At 46.4% G+C, this 19720-nt stretch carries 17 protein-coding genes and 1 pseudogene; 4 read left to right on the top strand and 14 right to left on the bottom strand.

What is annotated here, in order from left to right:
- Positions 1 to 85: 85 nt before the first annotated feature.
- From QUA99_RS05005 to gyrB, 3 genes are all read right to left on the bottom strand, one after another.
- The gene (locus tag QUA99_RS05005; RefSeq protein WP_333448803.1) at positions 86 to 376 is read right to left on the bottom strand and encodes a hypothetical protein; all 291 of its coding nucleotides are present in this window, start codon (positions 374 to 376) and stop codon (positions 86 to 88) included.
- 65 nt (positions 377 to 441) lie between these two features.
- The gene (locus QUA99_RS05000; RefSeq protein WP_333234946.1) at positions 442 to 1158 is read right to left on the bottom strand and encodes a heme oxygenase (biliverdin-producing); all 717 of its coding nucleotides are present in this window, start codon (positions 1156 to 1158) and stop codon (positions 442 to 444) included.
- Between the two features lie 245 nt (positions 1159 to 1403).
- Complete coding sequence (gene gyrB / locus QUA99_RS04995) at positions 1404 to 3344, bottom strand: DNA topoisomerase (ATP-hydrolyzing) subunit B (RefSeq protein ID WP_333234947.1); 1941 nt, start codon at positions 3342 to 3344, stop codon at positions 1404 to 1406.
- Between the two features lie 258 nt (positions 3345 to 3602).
- Between gyrB and miaA the strand changes: the two genes are divergently transcribed.
- Positions 3603 to 4493: a tRNA (adenosine(37)-N6)-dimethylallyltransferase MiaA gene (miaA, locus tag QUA99_RS04990; RefSeq protein ID WP_333234948.1), complete on the top strand. Its 891-nt coding sequence runs from the start codon at positions 3603 to 3605 to the stop codon at positions 4491 to 4493.
- 110 nt (positions 4494 to 4603) lie between these two features.
- Here the strand turns inward: miaA and QUA99_RS04985 are convergent, their stop codons facing one another.
- The 3 genes from QUA99_RS04985 to msrP form a co-directional block, all read right to left on the bottom strand.
- Positions 4604 to 5263, bottom strand: a complete 660-nt coding sequence (locus QUA99_RS04985) for a Uma2 family endonuclease (protein WP_333234949.1) — start codon at positions 5261 to 5263, stop codon at positions 4604 to 4606.
- Positions 5264 to 5329: 66 nt separating this feature from the next.
- Positions 5330 to 5992 carry a Uma2 family endonuclease gene (locus tag QUA99_RS04980; protein WP_333234950.1) on the bottom strand — a complete coding sequence of 221 codons (663 nt, stop codon included), beginning with the start codon at positions 5990 to 5992 and terminating at the stop codon, positions 5330 to 5332.
- Between the two features lie 246 nt (positions 5993 to 6238).
- Positions 6239 to 7222 (bottom strand): protein-methionine-sulfoxide reductase catalytic subunit MsrP, encoded by a 984-nt coding sequence (gene msrP, locus QUA99_RS04975; protein ID WP_333234951.1) that lies wholly within the window; start codon positions 7220 to 7222, stop codon positions 6239 to 6241.
- 499 nt (positions 7223 to 7721) lie between these two features.
- Between msrP and QUA99_RS04970 the strand changes: the two genes are divergently transcribed.
- Positions 7722 to 9767 (top strand): serine/threonine-protein kinase, encoded by a 2046-nt coding sequence (locus QUA99_RS04970; RefSeq protein WP_333234952.1) that lies wholly within the window; start codon positions 7722 to 7724, stop codon positions 9765 to 9767.
- A gap of 181 nt (positions 9768 to 9948) precedes the next feature.
- Here the strand turns inward: QUA99_RS04970 and QUA99_RS04965 are convergent, their stop codons facing one another.
- Together QUA99_RS04965 and QUA99_RS04960 are read right to left on the bottom strand one after the other, a co-directional pair.
- A complete protein-coding gene (locus tag QUA99_RS04965; RefSeq protein ID WP_333234953.1) occupies positions 9949 to 10938 on the bottom strand; it encodes an NADPH:quinone reductase in 990 nt (329 codons plus the stop codon).
- Positions 10939 to 11126: 188 nt separating this feature from the next.
- Positions 11127 to 11867, bottom strand: a complete 741-nt coding sequence (locus QUA99_RS04960; RefSeq protein WP_333234954.1) for an SDR family oxidoreductase — start codon at positions 11865 to 11867, stop codon at positions 11127 to 11129.
- Positions 11868 to 12039: 172 nt separating this feature from the next.
- On the opposite strand from QUA99_RS04960, the gene QUA99_RS04955 reads away from it, so the two are divergent.
- Positions 12040 to 12603 (top strand): tetratricopeptide repeat protein, encoded by a 564-nt coding sequence (locus QUA99_RS04955; protein ID WP_333234955.1) that lies wholly within the window; start codon positions 12040 to 12042, stop codon positions 12601 to 12603.
- Between the two features lie 47 nt (positions 12604 to 12650).
- Positions 12651 to 12944, top strand: coding sequence for a DUF3288 family protein (locus tag QUA99_RS04950; protein ID WP_333234956.1), 294 nt, complete (start codon positions 12651 to 12653; stop codon positions 12942 to 12944).
- Positions 12945 to 13072: 128 nt separating this feature from the next.
- Here the strand turns inward: QUA99_RS04950 and QUA99_RS04940 are convergent.
- The 6 genes and pseudogenes from QUA99_RS04940 to QUA99_RS04915 all read right to left on the bottom strand — a co-directional run.
- Positions 13073 to 13279, bottom strand: a pseudogene (locus tag QUA99_RS04940) (DUF4160 domain-containing protein); the annotation flags it as partial.
- 219 nt (positions 13280 to 13498) lie between these two features.
- Positions 13499 to 16315, bottom strand: coding sequence for a preprotein translocase subunit SecA (gene secA, locus QUA99_RS04935; RefSeq protein WP_333234958.1), 2817 nt, complete (start codon positions 16313 to 16315; stop codon positions 13499 to 13501).
- A gap of 441 nt (positions 16316 to 16756) precedes the next feature.
- On the bottom strand, positions 16757 to 17500 hold the full coding sequence (locus tag QUA99_RS04930) for a competence protein CoiA family protein (protein ID WP_333234959.1): 744 nt from the start codon (positions 17498 to 17500) through the stop codon (positions 16757 to 16759).
- A 245-nt stretch (positions 17501 to 17745) separates the two neighbouring features.
- Positions 17746 to 18021: a hypothetical protein gene (locus QUA99_RS04925; RefSeq protein WP_333234960.1), complete on the bottom strand. Its 276-nt coding sequence runs from the start codon at positions 18019 to 18021 to the stop codon at positions 17746 to 17748.
- A 143-nt stretch (positions 18022 to 18164) separates the two neighbouring features.
- A complete protein-coding gene (locus QUA99_RS04920; RefSeq protein WP_333234961.1) occupies positions 18165 to 18383 on the bottom strand; it encodes a hypothetical protein in 219 nt (72 codons plus the stop codon).
- Between the two features lie 148 nt (positions 18384 to 18531).
- The gene (locus QUA99_RS04915) at positions 18532 to 19476 is read right to left on the bottom strand and encodes a ribonuclease Z (protein ID WP_333234962.1); all 945 of its coding nucleotides are present in this window, start codon (positions 19474 to 19476) and stop codon (positions 18532 to 18534) included.
- Between the last annotated feature and the right edge of the window lie 244 nt (positions 19477 to 19720).

Genomic DNA, 19720 nt, shown 5'->3' with positions numbered 1-19720 from the left:
CTCAGAAAGATGAGGTACAAGTTTAGATTTTAGATTTTAGATTTTAGATTTTAGATTTTAGATTGGGGGATTGGGGAATTGTTAATTAATTCGTGAATACCTCATCTTTCCGAGAACCGCTATAGAAAGTTTCATTTGCATGAGAATGGGTAATGGGTAATTGGGCATTGGGCATTGGGCATTGGGCATTGGGCATTGGGCATTGGGCATTGGGCATTGGGCATTGGGCATTGGGCCTTCTGCCTTCTGCCTTCTGCCTTCTGCCTTCTGCCTTCTGCCTTCTGCCTTCTGCCTTCTGCCTTCTGCCTTCTTCTATAAAAAGTCGATCGCCCGCCATGCAAAATCCCGGAGATTTGGTGACTGTAAAAGCAGCCATCAAACCCCCAGGATTTAAGTTTTTCCTCTTCAACGAGGCTCAAATTATTGCCAATGAGTGTTGGCTCAATCAGCAGTAGCCAATTCGGTACTGCCGGCGCCGCGCTTCCGCGTCAGGGTATTGAAAAGCATCTGACCGACAGCTTTAATCAAATTGCCTTCTAACTCCATGAACATCTTCATGTTCATGCCAAAAGCTGCATTAGCTTCGTCAACAATTCGATCTGCTGTTGCTTCGTCAATCGGCAGTTCGTTCATTGCCTGACGGTAGTTAGCTTTGAATTCTTTTTCATCAGGAATATCCTGGAATTCATAGAAAGCAGTGCCTTCTCCTTCGGAAAGATTCATCCCGCGCTGGGCAATTCCCTTCAGGATTTGTCCGCCGGATAAATCGCCCAAGTAGCGAGTGTAAGAGTGAGCTACTAACAGTTCTGGTGCGGTAGCCGAAATCTCGTGAATCCGCTCCACATAAGCTTTAGCTGCCGCTGACGGAGCTACTTGTTCGCGCCAGTTCGCACCGTAGTAGTAAAATAAATCTTGCTCTAAGCTTTGTTTGCGATTCAACTCAGAAAAGTATATTTTTGAAACAACCGGATGCTGCTTTTGGCGTTCCATTTCCTCTTCCATTGCCGAGTAGACAAAGTAGAGGTTTCCTACTAACTTCCGGTAAGAAGTTTTTTCTACAACGCCTTTTAAAAAACACTTGACAAAACCGACGTTTTCTGCCATTGTGTGGGATTTTTTTGTTCCCTCACGCAATTTGGTCGCTAAATTGATGCTCATGCTATATTGTCCAACCTTCTATTTTTGCGGTAGTTGATGGATGCGCCAAAAATCTCAAAATTACCTAAGCATTTACCTTAGATCGATTTGATGAGAGATTGTATTAATTTTTATAACAAAACCTAGACTCAGCAGAAGGGATCCGAAGGTAGAAGGCACAAACAGTTTAGTCATTAGTCCTCAGTCATTGGTGGTTAGCGAATGACTACTGACTAATGACTAATGACTGCTGACTACTGGCTAATTTAGATGTCCAAGTCGAGGAGGTTGAGTTTGGGGCCGTAGGTTTCGATGAATTCGCGGCGGGGGGCGACACGATCGCCCATTAAGATCGTAAAGATGCGATCGGCCTCAGCAGCGTCTTCAATCTCCACCCGTTTCAGCGTCCGAGTTTCTGGGTTCATCGTCGTATCCCACAACTGTGTCGGCATCATTTCGCCCAAACCTTTGAACCGCTGGACGGTGTAGTTAGCATTCGCCGGAAATTCATTGCGGACGAGATTGTTCATTTCGCGATCGCTGTAACAGTAGTAATGATTGCGTCCGCGTTCCACTTTATAGAGAGGAGGACAAGCAATATAGATGTAACCTTGTTCTACAAGTGCGCGCTGATAGCGGTAGAAGAAAGTCAGCAACAGCGTGCGGATGTGAGCGCCATCTACGTCAGCGTCAGTCATAATTACGATGTGGTGATACCGCAATTGACCCGGATCGAATTCTTCGCCTTTGATGCCCAAACCCAGTGCTGTAATTAACGATTGAATTTCGTTATTTTTGTAAATTTTGGCATCGTCTGTTTTCTCAATATTGAGAATTTTACCGCGCAAAGGTAGGATTGCTTGGAATTGGCGATCGCGCCCTTGTTTGGCCGATCCGCCTGCCGAATCCCCCTCCACCAGGTAGATTTCAGACAGGGCGGGGTCTCTGGAACTGCAATCTGCTAATTTTCCAGGCAAAGGAGACGATTCTAAGACGGATTTTCGGCGCACTAAATCGCGGGCGCGGCGGGCGGCTTCAGCGGCCTTAAATGCCTGAATTGCTTTTTCCAAAATAGCGTCCGCTACCTGGGGGCGAAACTCCAAATATTCTGTTAATACTTCGCCTACCAAGGAATCGACAATTCCCCGAACTTCTGTATTTCCTAGCTTAGTTTTAGTTTGGCCTTCAAATTCCGGGTCTGGGACTTTGACAGAAATCACTGCTGTCAAACCTTCGCGAACGTTTTCGCCGGCGAGGTTGGGCTCGTTTTCTTTGATTTTGTTGCGCTTGCGGGCGATCGAATTCATCGTCCGCGTCAAAACTGCCTTCAAACCTTCTAAGTGCGTCCCACCGTCGATCGTCCGAATGTTGTTAGCAAAACCTAGAACGTTGTCGCTAAAAGCATCGACGCACCACTGCAAAGACACTTCTATTTGCACGTTGTTGCGTTCTCCTTGCACGTAGATCACTTCGTCGTGCAAGGGCTGCTTTTCGCGGTTCATGTAGGTGACATATTCCTTGATGCCACCCTCGTAACAATAAGTTTCGACGTGCGGTTCGCTACTTTTGAGCAATTCCAAGCGGCGATCGCCAAACGTAATTTTCACGCCCGCATTCAAATAAGCCAATTCTCGCAAGCGTCCGGCAACCGTAGCGTAATCGAACTCAATGCCAGTGCTAAATATTTGATGGTCTGGCAAGAAACAAACTGAAGTACCGGTGCGATTTCCTTTGCTGGGCTTTGCCTGAAGTTCGCTGACTGGAAAGCCTCTTTCGTAGCGCTGCAAATGTTCTTTTTGGTCGCGCCAAACCCTAACCTCTACCCACTCCGAAAGCGCGTTAACTACAGAAATACCTACACCGTGCAACCCTCCAGAAACCTTGTAACCGCCGCCGCCAAACTTACCGCCGGCGTGAAGTACAGTCATTACTGTTTCTATTCCCGATTTGCCAGTTTTGGAAACGATGCCGGTGGGAATACCCCGGCCGTCATCTGTGACAGTAACAGAACCGTCAGCGTTGAAGTCAACCTCAATGTGAGTGCAGTGGCCAGCCAGCGCCTCATCTATGGAATTGTCCACAACCTCGTAAACTAGATGGTGGAGTCCTCGCGGGCCGGTGGTACCGATGTACATCCCCGGTCGTTTGCGGACTGCTTCGAGACCTTCGAGAACTTGAATCTGGTCGGCGCTGTAGCTGCTGGTCATACAAAAATAGCTCCAATAATGAGGCCTAAAGCCCCGAAAGCTTCTAAAATGGGAAAACTTCTAAAATTATAGCACAAAACCGTTAAAGGCGATGCTAGGGCTTTCTGAAGGGAAATTTATCGGGGGGAGGGAGGGGAATGGTTTTGAGATTGCTTGAGGACTGCCTGGGCAGATCGCGGTGAATCTGTGAAGGGAGAGAGGGGAAAGCATTGATAGGAGAGGATTTGAGACTTTTTATAAGGAAATGTGCGACAGCTTATGCCTAGATTAATTACGATTTGCGGGGCGACGGCGACGGGGAAGTCTGGAGTGGCTGTGGCTGTGGCTTCGCGACTGCAATCCTCGATCCTGAGTGCGGACTCCCGTCAAGTGTACCGCGAATTTGACATCGGAACCGCAAAACCGACGGCGGTCGATCGCACTTGTGTACCGCATCACTTAATTGACATCTGCGATCCGACAGAAACTTTGACATTAGCAGATTACCAGCAGCAAGCTCAAAATTTAATAGCTGCTGTTGATTCTCCTCTGTTGTTGGTTGGTGGGACGGGCTTATATATTAAGTCGATCGTGCGCGGTTTAAAAATTCCGAGGGTAGCGCCGATGCCCGAATTGCGATCGCAACTTGCAGAACTCGGACAATCTCAATGTTACGCGATGTTGCAGCAGGTCGATCGCTCTGCCGCTGAGAAAATTCACCTCAATGACCCCGTAAGAACTTTAAGAGCACTGGAAGTATTTTATGTCACCGGTCGCCCTATTTCCGAACAGCAGGGCGAAAATCCTCCCAATTATCCTATTTTACAAATTGGGTTGGATTGCGATATTGATGTTTTGGTCGATCGGATCGAACAGCGCACCGAACAAATGCTAGAAGGCGGTTGGATTGCTGAAGTAGAATATTTGTGTAAAAAATACGGCTGCGACTTGCCATTGTTGAACACGCTGGGCTATCAGGAAATGAAACAATATTTGGCGGGCGACATTAAGCTTGAAGAAGCTAAAGAATTAACTATTTTGCACACGAGGCAATTTGCGAAGAGACAGCGGACTTGGTTTCGAGCGTATCCTGAAATTGAATGGTTTGATGTTAGCACGCCAGATTTATTGGAGCGAGTTTGGCAGAGAGTGCAGGAGTTTATTAATTGATTTTATATCGATATTAAAGATTTTTTAAACCGCAGATGAACGCAGATTAACGCTGATGTAATTTAAATTGATTTGCTAGTTTTTCAACTAAAGTCAGTCGGATTTTTGCGTTAACTTTGATTTAGTAAAATTTCTCTAATTCTTTGCCGAAACAAACGCACCGCCGCCCGCTGTCCCATTGTTCTGCTTTGTTCGATGAAACCGGGAATTTCGGCAACGGGTAAAAATGGAAAAGCCAAACTGCGATCGCACATTTCATATTTTCCCTCCACAAGTTGATAAACTTGCAGAGATTCCCGCCGATACCTCCAAAGTTCGGGAACACCAAGAGCAGCATAAATTGTAAACTTATTCACAGAAGAATTCGTGTAGTCTGACTCTATTGCTAAATCAGGCGGCGGGTCATTTGGCAAATTGATATTTCTGCCTCTAACTAAAGATTCATTTTGAATGTAGAAACAGGAATCAGGTTCTACAGCACGAGTTAAATCTTCTCGTTCAAGAGTCAGCGAACCAAGACTCCTAAGTTCAATTTCCAGTTCATCTACAATGGCTTCCACAAAGCTTTCTATCAGTCGTTTGGGTTCTTCGTGTTCTTCCAGCGGCATCCTGATTTCTAATACTCCTCCCTCGTAAGCAATTCTCCAAGCTCTATCGTCCCCAACATCTGCCAGCAATGCTTTAAAAGTTGACCAACTGACACCTTTTAAAATAACTCGGTTTTCTGGGGTAGTTTGCTGCTCGACGGGAGTTGATGTTGTTGTTACCATTTAACAATTCCTTGGTAGCTTCATCAATTTTTATTGTAGTCGATTAGAGTATGTCTGATTTTTTCGTTAACTTTGACTCAGTAAAATTTCTCTAATTCTTTGCCGAAACAAACGCACGGCAGCACGCTGTCCGATTGTTCTGCTTTGTTCGATGAAACTGGGAATTTCGGCAACGGGTAAAAAGGGAAATGCTAAACTGCGATCGCACATTTCATATTTTCCCTCCACAAGCTGATAAACTTGCAGAGATTCCCGGCGATACCTCCAAAGTTCGGGCACGCCAATTGCAGCATATATGGAATCTTTATTAACTGAAGAATTCGTGTAATCTGACTCTATTGCTAAATCGGGCGGCAAATCTTCTGGGAGGTTGATGTCTCTTTTACCTCTGATGCTGGCTTCATTTTGAATGTAGAAACAACTATCAGGTTCGACAGCCCGAGTTAAATCTTCCCGTTCTAGAGTCAGAGAACCAGCTTTCATCACTTCGATTTCTAGCTCGTCTGCTGTAGCTTCAATAAAGCTTTCTATCAGTCCTTTCGGAACTTCATGTTCTAGATGCGGCATCCTGATTTCTAATAATCCTCTATCGTAAGCAATTCTCCAAGCTCTATCGTCCCCGACATCTGCCAGCAATGCTTTAAAAGTTGACCAACTGACACCTTTTAAAATAACTCGGTTTTCTGGGGTAGTTTGCTGTTCTACGGGAGTTGATGTTGTTGTTACCATTTAACAATTCCTTGGTAGCTTCATCAATTTTTATTGTAGTCGCTCGACTGCAAATTTAAGGTAAAAGTTACAAACATAGGGATACGGCACTGCCGTGTCCTGTATTTCATTTTCTTGAAGCGAACAAAAAAGTTTTTTTTAATTAACCGCAGAGAACGCAGAGGGCGCAGAGAAAGAGAAAGGAGAGAAATTAATAATTTGAGGAACGCAAAAGCCTGTTCCTCAAATTATATCTCGCGTACTTAATTAACTGTACAAACTAGCTACATATTCGCCGTAACCGTTATAGGGTAAAGTCGGGCGAGTTTCCCACGACCAACTGTTACCGGGGCCGACTATCCGTTCGCTGGCCTGCGACCATCTGGGGTGCGGTTTGTCGGGTTCGACATTTGCTTCAAAGGCGTATTCGTTGGGGCCGATTGTATTCCAAAAAGTGGCGGGCTGTTGTTCGACAAATTCAATTTTTACAATTGACTTTGCGCCCTTAAAACCGTATTTCCAAGGAATCACTTGCCGCAGCGGCGCACCATTTTGCTTAGGTAGCTTTCGGCCATACAAGCCTGTGGCAAAAAATGCTAAATCGTTGGCCATTTCTTCAATTCGCAGACCTTCGGTATAAGGCCAAGGATAAAATTGCGAAAATACACTTGCACCTTTGGTAATTTTGGGGTCGTAAAATGAGGTGAAGCGAACGAATTTAGCCTTCGATTGCGGTTCGACATCTGCCATCAGCAATTTCATGGGAAATCCGACCCAAGGAACTACCATCGCCCAGGCTTCTACGCAGCGAAATCGATACACTCGTTCTTCGATGGGAAATTTTTTGTAGAGGTCGTCAATATCATAAGTGCGGGGATTTTTTACTAAACCGCTTACTTCTACTTTCCAGTTTTCTGTTGGCAAAGCTTGAGCGGCTTGCCAAATAGATTTTGTGCCGCCGTATTCGTAAAAATTGTTGTATTTTGTAGCTAAGGCTTCGTCGGTAATCGCTCGATCGACTTTCGCAAAGGCAGGATTCCGGCTCAATCCCGCATATGCTTGGGTTGAGCTTTGCTCCAGAGCAGTTTTTGAGCTAGCATTGCTTTGGCAGCCGGTCAGCGGCAGCAGCGAAGCAGTCACGCCGGCGCCAATTAAATTGGTCATGAAGCGGCGGCGGTTGAGAAAGGCTGTTTCTGGGGTAATTTGGTTGTCGAGAATTTCCCAAGGTTTGGGGACGCGAATTAAGGGCATAAGTAATAGTTAAAAGTTAGTAGTTTGTTTGGCTAAATTTGCCAATTTTTTAATCGGTTAGTCGATGGGAGATTGGCAGTTTTAGATTGACTCCATAGGAGAAAGAATCGCGGATATTTGGTAATGCCTCGCGATTGCTTTGCTGCGATCGCAATGCAATTATTCGCAATGACAGTATAGCTTAATTCGGTAACAACTGAGATATTGCACCATTCTAAAGAACAGGCTTTCCGGCCTGTGAAGCGAAGAATGATTTTCTTGTAGGGTGGGCAGGAGAGCCCGCCTGTACGATCGACCTATTAAACCTCGCTCGCAGGAAAGTCAGCAATTATTTACGTGCGATCGACCGAAGCAAGTGTGGCGAAAATCTGGGAAACAATTATCATAAAGCAAAGATTCCAATTATTTAATTTGTCCACAGGAAGCGGCACGCACCGCCCCGCTTTCCTCCCCCACCAGCAAGTGTATGTCGGACGGGGGGTCTCCAGCGGAAAGACAAATGAGTTACTGCACCAATCCCCATTGCCAGAACCCCCAAAATCTCGATCGCGCGACAGTCTGCAAAAGTTGCGAGTCGAACCTCCTGCTAAAAGGTCGCTACCGAGTCTTTCACACCCTCGGTCAAAGTCTCGCTTGCCGCACCTTCTTAGCCGTCGATGAAGACCAACCTTCGCAACCCCGCTGCGTCATTCAACAGTTCTGCGCGCCCGCAGCAGTCGCCGACGGTGGCACACAGCACAACCGGACATTTCGCGGGTCGGCCTCAGTTCTCGGCGAGTTGGGCAAACATCCCCAAATACCCAAACTCCTGGCATCTTTTGAAGTCGAAGGCTGCCAGTATTTAGTGCAAGAATACATCGAAGGCCGCAATTTAGCCGATCGGCTTTCAGAAAAAGGTGTTGTTAAAGAAATTCAAATTTGGTATCTGCTGAGCGAATTGTTGCCAGTCCTGCAATTTGTTCACGAACATCAACTGATTCACGGAGATATCAAACCGTCCAATATTATTCACCGCAAAACTCCCCAAGCATCCCCAGCTTTGGCAGGGAAAGAGGATTTACATCCCCTGCCGCAGGAAAGTGCTTCGGGGCTAGTTTTAGTCGATTTCGGGGCGGCAATTCCGGCAAACAGCGGGCCGCTGAAAACAGAAACGGTGACAGGTTCTGCCGAATACGCAGCCCCGGAACAAATTAAAGGTCAAGCGATTAAAAGCAGCGACATCTACAGTTTGGGCGTCACTTGCATTCACTTGTTAACGGGAATGTCGCCCTTTGATTTGTTTGACATCAAAGCCGACAGTTGGGCCTGGAGGCATTATTTGAAAGTACCAGTTTCGGCGCGACTCGGCCGCATTCTGGATAAAATGGTGCAGCGAGAACCATCAAAACGCTATCGATCGACCGAGGCAATTCTCACAGACATGAAATACGGCCCGGCACCGGTAGAAGTGATTCTCAGCAAACCCAAGTGGACTTTAGCTATGTGGGGAGCAAGTGCGGTTGCCCTGCTGTCCGTAGTGCTGGGTGTTCGCTTGCCATCTCCAGCACCGCAGGCTTTCACTTCTGGCGAACCAGTTTCTAGCATTCCTGAAATTCGGTTCAATCCGCCCCCCATGCAGGATTTCAGCAGTGGTGGCGAGTCCCAGTCCGGGCCCGCAGTGCGCACTCTGGCGGATCAAGACAAAAACCCGGTTTGGGCGGTTGCAGTCACTCCCAACGGCCGCGTGATAGTCAGCGGGAATAACGACGGCACAATTCACCTGCTGCACAAGCGTCGCGGCAAGCTGCTCAAGGTTTTAACAGGACATTTGGGCCCCGTGTGGTCGGTGGCCGTCAGTCCCGACGGCAGGACGATCGCCAGCGGCAGCGCTGACGGTACGATTAAATTGTGGAATTTCTATTCGGGTAAGTTAATTCGGACGGTGGACGGAAACCAAGACGGCGTGTTCTCGGTGGTTTTCAGTCCCGACGGCCAAGCCCTCGCCAGTGTCGGTAAGGACAATACTTTGAAGTTGTGGCAAGTGGAAGACGGTTCCGAGTTGGAAACCTTCAAAGGGGTTTTTGACCAGGTGCATTCGGTGGCTTTCAGTCCCTATAAAGACACTCTCTTTACTGGCAACGGCGACGGTACTATCAACCTGTGGAATTGGAAGACTGGAGAATTCCAAGCCACTCTCACGGGTCATGCAGATGCTGTTTCGGCTCTTACTGTCAACCCTGACGGTAACATTTTGGGCAGCGGCGGTTGGGACAATACGGTGAGGATTTGGGATATCACCACGGAACACGGGCCTCAGCCTTCGGGTGAGGTGACTTTTGCCGGTCATGCCGATCGAATTCAGTCTCTAGCTTTCAGTCCCGACGGCCAGACCCTGGCCAGCGCCGATTTGAGCGGGACTATCAAGCTGTGGGCGATGGATGGCGGGGAACCCGGTACGCTAAAAGGTCATTCTACTTGGGTGGAATTGGCTTTTAATCCTCAAGACAAGACTCTGATCAGCGGCAGTTTTGACGACACGATTAAGGTGTGGCGGCTGTCTCCTTGATTTGTTCATCGCCCTGAGTTAGGCAAGCAGTAATATCGTTTCCGGTTGCACCGGAATGATACCGAGGACACGGCGCCGTGCCGTGTCCCTACCCCGATTTTTGTAGGGACACGGCAGTGCCGTGTCCTGACTGTGGGTAATATTAATTCCGATGCTACCGGATTTGACTGATGACTGACGACTAATGACTGACAACTAAAACCAAATTGCCGATCGCCCTTCCGCTTTCCTGCATTTCGTGCGCTTTGACAATCTCGTCTAAACCATAGCTTTCAGCGATAACGTGGCGCAAAACTCCTGCTTTTAAACAAGTTGTAATATCTGCCGCCGCTTGTTGATGGGCTGCTTTGTCCATCACATAAACTAGCACGTAATGAACGGTTAGATTTTTGTAAACTAATGAGTAAAAGGGAATTTGAGGCGTTATATCGGAATCAGAAGCGTAAGTAGCGATCGCACCGTTGCGTTTGAGGACTTTTAAGTTGGTTTCGAGATTGCTAGCAAAATCCACTTCAATTACGCGATCGACTCCTGCCCCTTTCGTAATTTCTTTAATTCGTGTCGCTACATTTTCGGTTTTATAATTAACAGTATAATCAGCTCCCGCAGTTTTGGCAATTTCTGCTTTTTCAGCCGAACTTACAGTTGCAATAACATTAGCGCCGCCCCATTTTGCTAATTGAATTGCATAATTTCCAACTGCACCCGCGCCGCCTGCAACTAATATTGTTTTCCCCGTTACAGCACCATCTTTAAAAACGCAATTGTGAGCTGTCATCGCCGGAACTCCCAAACAAGCACCTGCTACAAATTCTGTATTATCTGGCAGCAAAACAGCTTGTTCGCTGGATACTACAGCATATTCTGCCGCCGTGCCAAAGGGGCGGGGCAATGTGGCTTCATAAATCCAAACTCGTTCGCCAATTCTTGAGGGCGATACGTCTTTTCCTACTGCTTCAATTACCCCAGCACCGTCGTTGTGGGGAATGACTCGCGGGTGTCGCATTGTCAGTCCGCCCCAACCGCTGCGCTGCTTGACATCGGATGGGTTAATGCCGGATGCGCGTACTTTAATCAGCACTTCATTTGCACCTAATTTGGGTACATCTATTTCGCCAATTTTGAGGACATCTTTGGCATTGCCGATTTGTTCGTAGTAAGCGGCTTTCACGGTTGTTTTCTCCTGATTGTTTGGGGCAACAATGGGGCGGGATTTTTAAATTTTAATCCCGATCGTATCATGACGGCTAAACGTACTGCGGGTAAGGACACGGCACTGCCTTGTCCCTACGGGGATATTGAATGTACTTCATTAACCTGGAATATGCTGTATCTTTTGCAATCAACTACTTGACAAATTTACGCTATTCCGCCGTTAACGCGGATATTTTGTCCGGTAATCCACCGCGCTTGTTCGCTGCACACAAATGCAATTACATCGGCAATATCTTCCACTTCTCCCAGTCTTCCTAAAGCTATCATTTTAGTAAATTTTTGTATTTCTTCGGCGGTTTTGCCGCCAGTGAAAAGTTCTGTATCCGTTGGGCCCGGAGAAATGACATTTACTGTAATTTGGCGATCGCCCAATTCCTTAGCCAGCGATCGAGTTAGCTGTTCCACCGCGCCTTTTGCCGCCACGTAAGCCCCGTAAGCCGGCATCATTATCGCCGTTGTCGAACTGGAAAAATTGACAATTCTGCCTCCCTCTGCCATGCGTTTAGCAGCTTCTTGACAAGCAAAAAACGTGCCTTTGACGTTAATTCCAAAAATATTGTCAAATTCTGCTTCAGTAACTTCCGCTACAGGTTTGTAAAGAATTACTCCTGCATTATTGACTAAAATATCGACTCGTGAATAGGTTTCGATAGTGCGATCGAACAAATCGCGAATTTCTGCGGTTTTGCTGACATCAGCTTGCACGGCTAACGCTTTGCCGCCCGCTGCTTCAATCGCTGACACAACATCTTTAGCCTGGTCTGCGCCTCTGGCGTAGTTGACGACAACCGATGCGCCTTCTTGGGATAATCGGAGGGCGATCGCGCGTCCTATTCCCCGCGAGGCACCTGTCACAATTGCTACTTTTCCTGCTAGTGATGCCATGAGCTTCGCTCCGGAATTAGCGTTGATGCTGGTTAAAAATAATCATACTATTTTTTTCCCATTCTGGTACACAAACAAATTTAAAGTCTAAAATAGTCAGAATATCTGTAAGAATTGCGCTGGTTAATCAACATCTGTGGTAAAGTAGTGTCGGCTGTTAAACTAAAAATCTATGACTGTAAATTCCGAGTTAGTAGAGCAGTATTTCTCAGCGGGCGAGAACCTTCAGAAATCAGGAAATTTTGATGAGGCGATCGCCCAATACAAAAACATACTAGCACTCAAACCGGATGCGGCTGTTGCACACAGCAAGATATCTGAAGTTTATTATAGGCAACAGAAATATGTAGAGGCGATCGCCTCCTGTTACCAAGCACTTCGCCACCAACCCAATTTTGCCGCAGCCTACAAAACCCTAGGCAATATCCTGCAAGCCCAAGGCAAAATAGATGCAGCTATTCGCGCCTATTCTAAGGCGATCGAATTTGACCCGAATTTTGTCGAAGCCTATGTTAATTTGGGCAGTATGTTTTACAAACAAGGGCAGCTTGATGATGCCATAATGTACTACCAAAAAGCTATTGCTATTCAACCAGATTTAGCCGCTGCTTATTGGAATTTAGGAAATATTTTGGAAAAACAAGGGCGAATCAATGAAGGTTTGTTTTATCAAAAAAAAGCTCTAGATTTACAGCCTGATATAGGCAAAAATACTGGATTGTATCAAAAGCAGTAAACAAGATTATTTAAACAAAATTTAAAATTATTTTCCGAACAATTAACATGGATTTAGCACCGAAAAATCAAGATCAGCAGCACCCGCAATACAAGCGCGATCGAGCCAGTGTCGATACTTTATTAGCCTCAGAAGCAACCGACTACAATTTATCAGAATTAGCAAGATTAATCATTCGCTACCGAGGCTTTCCCGGCGCTAGAGATATTCAATCAGACTTAAAAAAACTCCTGCAACAATGGAATCATACGGAAGAAACTCTTTACGAACAAACCCGTAAAATTCACGCTACAGGTGAGGTTTACAGGCGACAAAAAAGCGATCAAGAAGATTGGCTTTAATCTCCAATCTACCTTAAATACCTCCTTTAGTTGCATGAAACAATTTTCGATACCAAATTAAAGGCACGGTAATGATTCGTCCATCCATCAAATCAACACTAATGGTTTCTTCTGTAAAATGAATGTGCTTAACTCTCTCGTCCGCTCGAATCGCCAAAATACCCATAGCGAGCCTCCAATAGCGTTTGTTTATTTTCTTGTACTGCCGACTGTATTTTACGAAGTTGTTTAGCACTAAAACCAAAGTTGTTTCCTAAACTGACTGACTCCAACCAAAATGTAACCAATAATTTGTCTCGGTCAATATGAACATGAGGTGGTTCATTTGGTTCATGGCTGTAAAAGTAAAGTCAGTAAGGGTCTATTCGTAAAATAGTTGGCATAATTCTAGGTTATACAATATTTCAATGCGAACCTCTGTATTTTTTTAAATTATTTTGCTTAATTCCGTTTGCATTGGTAATGATATAGAGGACACGGCAGTGCCGTGTCCCTACCCGGATTAATTGTAGGGACTAAGGCACTCGCCGTATCCTGATTTCCGGTAACTATTTTCAAACCATCTCTGGCGAAACTTGCATTGCCGGCTGCGGCTGGAACTGGAACAGCGAATAAACCACATTGCGGCGGATATCCGTCATCATGTCCAAAAACAGCTCGTAACCTTCAGTTTTGTACTCGATCAGCGGGTCTTTCTGACCGTAACCGCGCAGCCCTACAGACTCGCGCAAAGCATCCATTTGTTGCAAGTGTTCGCGCCACAAAGTATCAATTTGCTGCAAAATAAAGAACCGTTCCGCATCGCGCATCAATTCAGCTCGAATTGCATTAACTTCCGATTCTTTCATGTCGTAAGCATTGCGGACTTGTTCGTGCAAGAAAGTTTTAATTTCTTCAACGGACAAATCTTCTAGCTGATCCGGTGTCATGTCAGCCAGCAGATAAACAAATTCCTTCACCTTGCTCACAAGTTTGTCGATTTCCCATTCTTCCGAAGGTAAATCGGGGTTGATGTATGCTCCCACGATGTCATCCATCGTCTGTTCGGCATACCTAATTACCTGTTCTTTGGAGTCCAAACCTTCCAATACTCGGCGACGTTCCGCATAGATTGCTCGACGCTGATTGTTCATCACTTCGTCGTATTCAAATACCTGCTTGCGGATATCGTAATAGTAGGTTTCGACTTTTTTCTGAGCGCCTTCGAGGGAACGAGTCAGCATTCCAGATTCGATCGGCATATCTTCCTCAACACCGAAAGCCTTCATCAAACCGGCCACCCGTTCGCCGCCAAAAATCCTCAGCAAATTGTCTTCCAAACTCAAGAAAAACCGTGTAGAACCAGGGTCTCCTTGGCGTCCCGCCCGGCCGCGCAACTGATTGTCGATCCGGCGCGATTCGTGGCGTTCGGTACCGATGACGTGCAAGCCTCCCAACTGCACGACTTCATCGTGTTCCGTGCTAGTAAAAGCATCGTATTCGCGGCGAGTTAAATTGTAAGCTTCCCGCAATTTTTGAATTACCGGGTCTTTTGTCGGCGCTTTTTCCGAAGCTATAGCCACGATATCATCGGCTTGCAATTCCGTGAGCGATCGCTCGCCGTACTCCTTCACCGCCAATTCCACGGCTGCTTTGAGCATTTGCTCGGCATCTTTCGATAACTGCGTCGGGAAAATCTGCGCCGAAGCTTTCCAAGACTTTACCTTTTTCGCAGTCGGACCAAAACCTTGAGGTGCGGGGCGGCCGCTAATACCCGGCACTTGCACCACCGAAAACCCTTCGTCATCCTCGGGCTGCACGATCCGGGGCATAAAATACTCCCGCAACTTCAGGCGCGCCATGTACTCAGAATTACCGCCCAAAATAATATCAGTACCGCGTCCCGCCATGTTTGTCGCGATCGTCACAGCGCCTTTGCGTCCGGCTTGAGCGATAATTTCTGATTCCCGCTCCACATTTTCCGGTTTAGCATTAAGCAAATTGTGAGGAATTTTCCTCTCCAGCAGCAGTCGCGACAGCAACTCCGACTTTTCCACGCTTGTAGTGCCCACCAGCACCGGCCGACCCATATCGTGCATTTCCGCGCATTCTTGGGAGATGGCATTCCACTTCCCAGCCTCAGCCTTGTAAACCATATCGGAAAGGTCTGTGCGGCTGGTAACCCGGTTAGTGGGAATCAGCGTCACTTCCAGATTGTAAATCTTCTCAAACTCGGTCTCTTCAGTTTTTGCTGTCCCAGTCATCCCCGACAGCTTCGGATAAAGCAAAAAGAAATTCTGATAAGTAATCGTCGCCAGCGTCTGAGTTTCCGGCTGAATTTCCGCCCGTTCCTTCGCTTCGATCGCCTGGTGCAAACCGTCACTCCAGCGCCGTCCCGGCATCACCCGGCCGGTAAACTCATCGACAATCACGACTTCGCGATCGGGAGTGACGATGTAGTTAATATCCTTAATAAACAATTCCTTCGCCTTAATCGCATTAAAAATGTAATGCGCCCAAGGGTCAGCCGGGTCGTACAAATCCCTAACACCCAACAACCGCTCAGCTTCACCAAACCCTTCATCGGTCAGTAGCACATTCCGAGCCTTTTCGTCAACCTCGTAATGTTCTTCATTTTCCTTTCTCAGAGCAGCAGCTACCTCAGCCGCCCGTATATACTTCTCACTGGGGCGTTCCACCTGGCCGGAAATAATTAGAGGCGTCCGCGCTTCATCAATCAGCACCGAGTCAACCTCGTCAATCACGCAGAAATTAAAAGGACGCTGCACTACATCTTCCATGACAGTAGCCATGTTGTCGCGCAAATAATCAAAGCCGACTTCGCTGTTAGTGGCGTAGGTAATGTCGCAGCTATAATTTTTCTTTCGTTCCACCTGATCCATGCCCTGCTGAATCAGTCCCACAGTCAATCCCAGGAAGCGGTGCACCTGTCCCATCCATTCCGCGTCCCGTCTGGCGAGATAATCGTTGACGGTGATGATGTGTACGCCTTTACCGTTGAGGGCGTTGAGGTAAGCCGGCAGCGTGGCCACGAGAGTTTTGCCTTCACCGGTTTTCATTTCGGCAATTTGGCCTTTGTGCAGGATAATGCCCCCGAGGAGTTGGACATCAAAGTGGCGCATTCCTAAAACCCGTTGTCCTGCTTCCCGCACGACTGCAAAAGCCTCCGGCAAGATTTCGTCTAGGATCTCTTTTTCTTCATTGAGAGATCTAGCTTTTGCCAGACGTTCTTGAAACTCCGCCGTTTTGCCTCTGAGGCCGTCGTCTGAGAGTGCGCGGAAGTCTTCTTCCAGGATATTGATATCAGCTACCCAAGGCTGAAATTTCTTAAGCTTACGTGCGTTGGGGTCGCCGAGCAGATTTTTAAACATGGCAGGAGAGGCAGATTTTTAATAATTAGCTTTAGTTTGCAGCATTAGGGGCTGTAGTGTTAGCCACAACATTTACCTTTCCCGATTGTAGCAACCATTGGCTATCCTGGGCCGTCGCTGGGGGCGATCGACCGATTTTGGATTTTCGATTTTCGATTTTAGATTGAATAATTGATTTCTCTTGCCCCCTCCTGATTAAGCCTAGATGTTCCTAGAGGCGAAGCATTTAGGCGACAATGTGCCTGTGTTGTGGAGTTGCCGGATCATCATTTCCACCAAGGCGCGTGCTTATCAGTCAAGATTTTGCAGTTAGAGGATGTTTTAAAAGTCCGGTCAGGTATAATTTAGCCCTGATGATTGGGCTTAACTGAGACGATAAATCAAGGTTTGGGCCCATACTTAGATGCTTCTTTGTGCCAACTATGAGGCCAAACGACCCTTTTAAAACATCCTCTTAGGGACAGAAATATCTCCCCCTTCCCAACCTTGTCGGCTCACTGGTTGAAAATCTTGCAAGATATTTAGAGTAAGACCATGATTAGGCGTGCGATACCTTTTTGACTTTTTGAAATAACCACCTGCAGACATTGCGTCACCATCTGAACTATACCAGTTTGATTCCTCCACCCAGAGTTGGTACTCGTCAAAGTGAACAGCCGCTACGTTCAGACCGTGAAGCCAGTAGTAAACCCGACCATAATACGCAGCATGTAACCATTTTTCCCACTGCTTTGGTGCATACCTTTCAGCTTCGAGAGCGTCGCCGAAAACTGGCAGCCAAAGAACATAGATGCCTAAGCAATTATATTCTTTCGTCCGATAAACTATTTTGCTCACGGTCAAGCTGCTAACCTGAACCTCGATAGCAACCTTGACCGTGTAGCTCTCAAAGTAAATGTCAGGAACAACCTTGCCTAAATCTTTTTCCAACTCGCAAGCAATCACGCTTTTATCTTGATTCAAGCAGTCGAAAATAGTCTGCTTGCATACCCGATGAAACTCAGATTCACCTTGCCCATACTGACAAACCACCGGAGGCTTGTGAGCAAAATGATGCACCTTGACCCGACCTTTGCGGAGAATAGTTTCACTCTGGCATTTGGGACAGAAGAAGGAACCATCCTGCTTTTGCGAATCTCGCGCCACAACTTTTTGTCCGTCGCTAGATCGAATCGAAGTAATCATCTCAGAAGTATTGCAAGTTTCTACAAGATACGCGCACAGGAATAACTAAGCGTTAACCCGCAAATGCAGGATAAATACCTGATATAAGCCCAAACTACGGCATATTTTGTATCTTGTCAACTTCTACTGAATAAAATTATATATTTTACAGTATCTATGATTTTCCGACATATCCTTCATCTTAAACACAAGAACCAAAGCACACAGACAAGTTATTTGCACTACATTTGGGACTGTATTTACTTTCATCTTTCCCTCAATTTAGGACACACTTCAAACGCTAATTGTGATCCATAAAAACAAACATCAAACTCAGTAAAAAAATTAGTGCGACCTAAAATAATCGGAATATTATTCACCCTAGTCCAGGCAAAAGCTAACTGAACTGGCTCAAAGTCCCCTACTTTTGCCAAGACTAATAACCCTTTCGTTTCAGCACTCGCTAAATTACCCGCTAAAGTAACAGAAAATCTTTGCTCTTCCCAAATTGCCCCTAACTGCACCCCAACATTATAGGGCAAAACATTTACACGCTTCTCCTGTATCCAGTAAACCCATAACCTCAACCGAACGATTTTGATAAGTTAGTGTTAAAGGCAGATACGGAACATCAGCTAAAACACCCATTCCATCTCGTTTAGGTTGAAAAGGATATCGCCTACTATTAAACATTTTGAGTTTGTTTCTGCTCTACTTCTAGTAACTGCGTCAATTGCTCTGCTGCACCATTAGAAGTATGCACTGAATATAGAATTTCAGCAGATTCATTACCCATTACAATTGCTTCTTCTTTCGCCAATTCTGCTATTAAAAACAGCATCATTTGAAACTTTTGGGCACGAGACAATTGCCGAAGTTGGGCTAACAATTCAAGATTTGACATAAAACGCCATAGAATTAGTTTTTACATTTTACCATGACCTTGAGATTTCAACCACTCTAAAACAGCACAGCCAATACGTAAGTTTTGATCGGGCCCCAGAACCCGCCCGATCGCCATTATTGAAAATGCTGTCACATCTCAGGTCAGATTAACCCTCGTTTGAAACAGGCCTGGGCACTTCGTAAGTCAAAAAGTCATAGGCCATTTTTGTATTCGGAAAAATTGCCTGCGCTTCCTTGAGCAAATCGTCCAGGACGATCGCATTTCCCGGAGCATAGCGCGGGCTAAAATGCGTCATAATTAGCTGTTTCGCCCCAGCGATCAAAGCAACTTGAGCCGCCATTGTGGAAGTTGAATGCAGGCGATCGAAGGCCATTTGAGCATCTTGATGAGCAAAAGTAGCTTCATGAACCAACAAATCAGCATCCTTCGCCAATTCCACGGCCCCGTCACAAAAAACCGTGTCAGTACAATAAACAAACTTGCGCCCGATTTGATCGGGGCCACAAAAATCACTACCTTTAAACTCTCGCCCGCCCGATAACTTTACCGTCTTTCCTTGTTTTAATTGACCGTAAAGCGGCCCGGGACGAATACCCGCAGCCTTCGCTTTTTCTACCTCAAAATGTCCCGCACGATCTTTCTCAGTTACTCGATAACCAAAAGCAGTAACTCGGTGCTTCAAAGGGCCGCAGCTAACAATATATTCGTCATCTTCATAGATGACTCCCTCGTGAATTTTGTGTACCTTAACCGGGTAAGAAAAATGAGTTTGAGAATAGCGAACGCCAGCTTGCAAATATTCTTCAAGTCCCGGAGGCCCGTAAATATCGATGCGCTTGACATTCCCCGCCAAACCGCAGCTAGCTAGCAAACCCATTAAGCCGAAAATGTGGTCGCCGTGCAGGTGAGTGATGAAAATGCGGCTTAGTTGGCTGACTTTGAGGTCGCTGCGGAGAAACTGGTGCTGAGTTCCTTCGCCGCAGTCAAACAGCCAGAGTTCCGCTCGCTGGGGCAAGCGGAGGGCGATGCTGGAAACGTTGCGCGATCGCGTGGGGACACCGGAGCTAGTTCCGAGAAATGTAATCTGCAAGAGTCAAATCACCTCAATTAAGTCTTAAAAAATATGTTACATATATCCAGAGTGCGGTCAATCCGACCTAAAGGAAATAGTCGCAGGCAGGAACCGAGATAAATCGCGGTTCCTGCCAACATCTAGTCGATCGAATCATTTTTGACAAGCGCACAGGGCGATCGACCCAATTCTAACGTTTTGTTTCTTCCGTTCCCCTTCCTTTTTCCTTTGCCTTCCCTTTCCTGAAAAATTTTTAAACTCA

It is taken from the genome of Microcoleus sp. F10-B2 (assembly GCF_036704965.1).
Classification (GTDB): domain Bacteria; phylum Cyanobacteriota; class Cyanobacteriia; order Cyanobacteriales; family Microcoleaceae; genus Microcoleus.
This window is presented reverse-complemented; position numbering and strand designations above follow the sequence as displayed.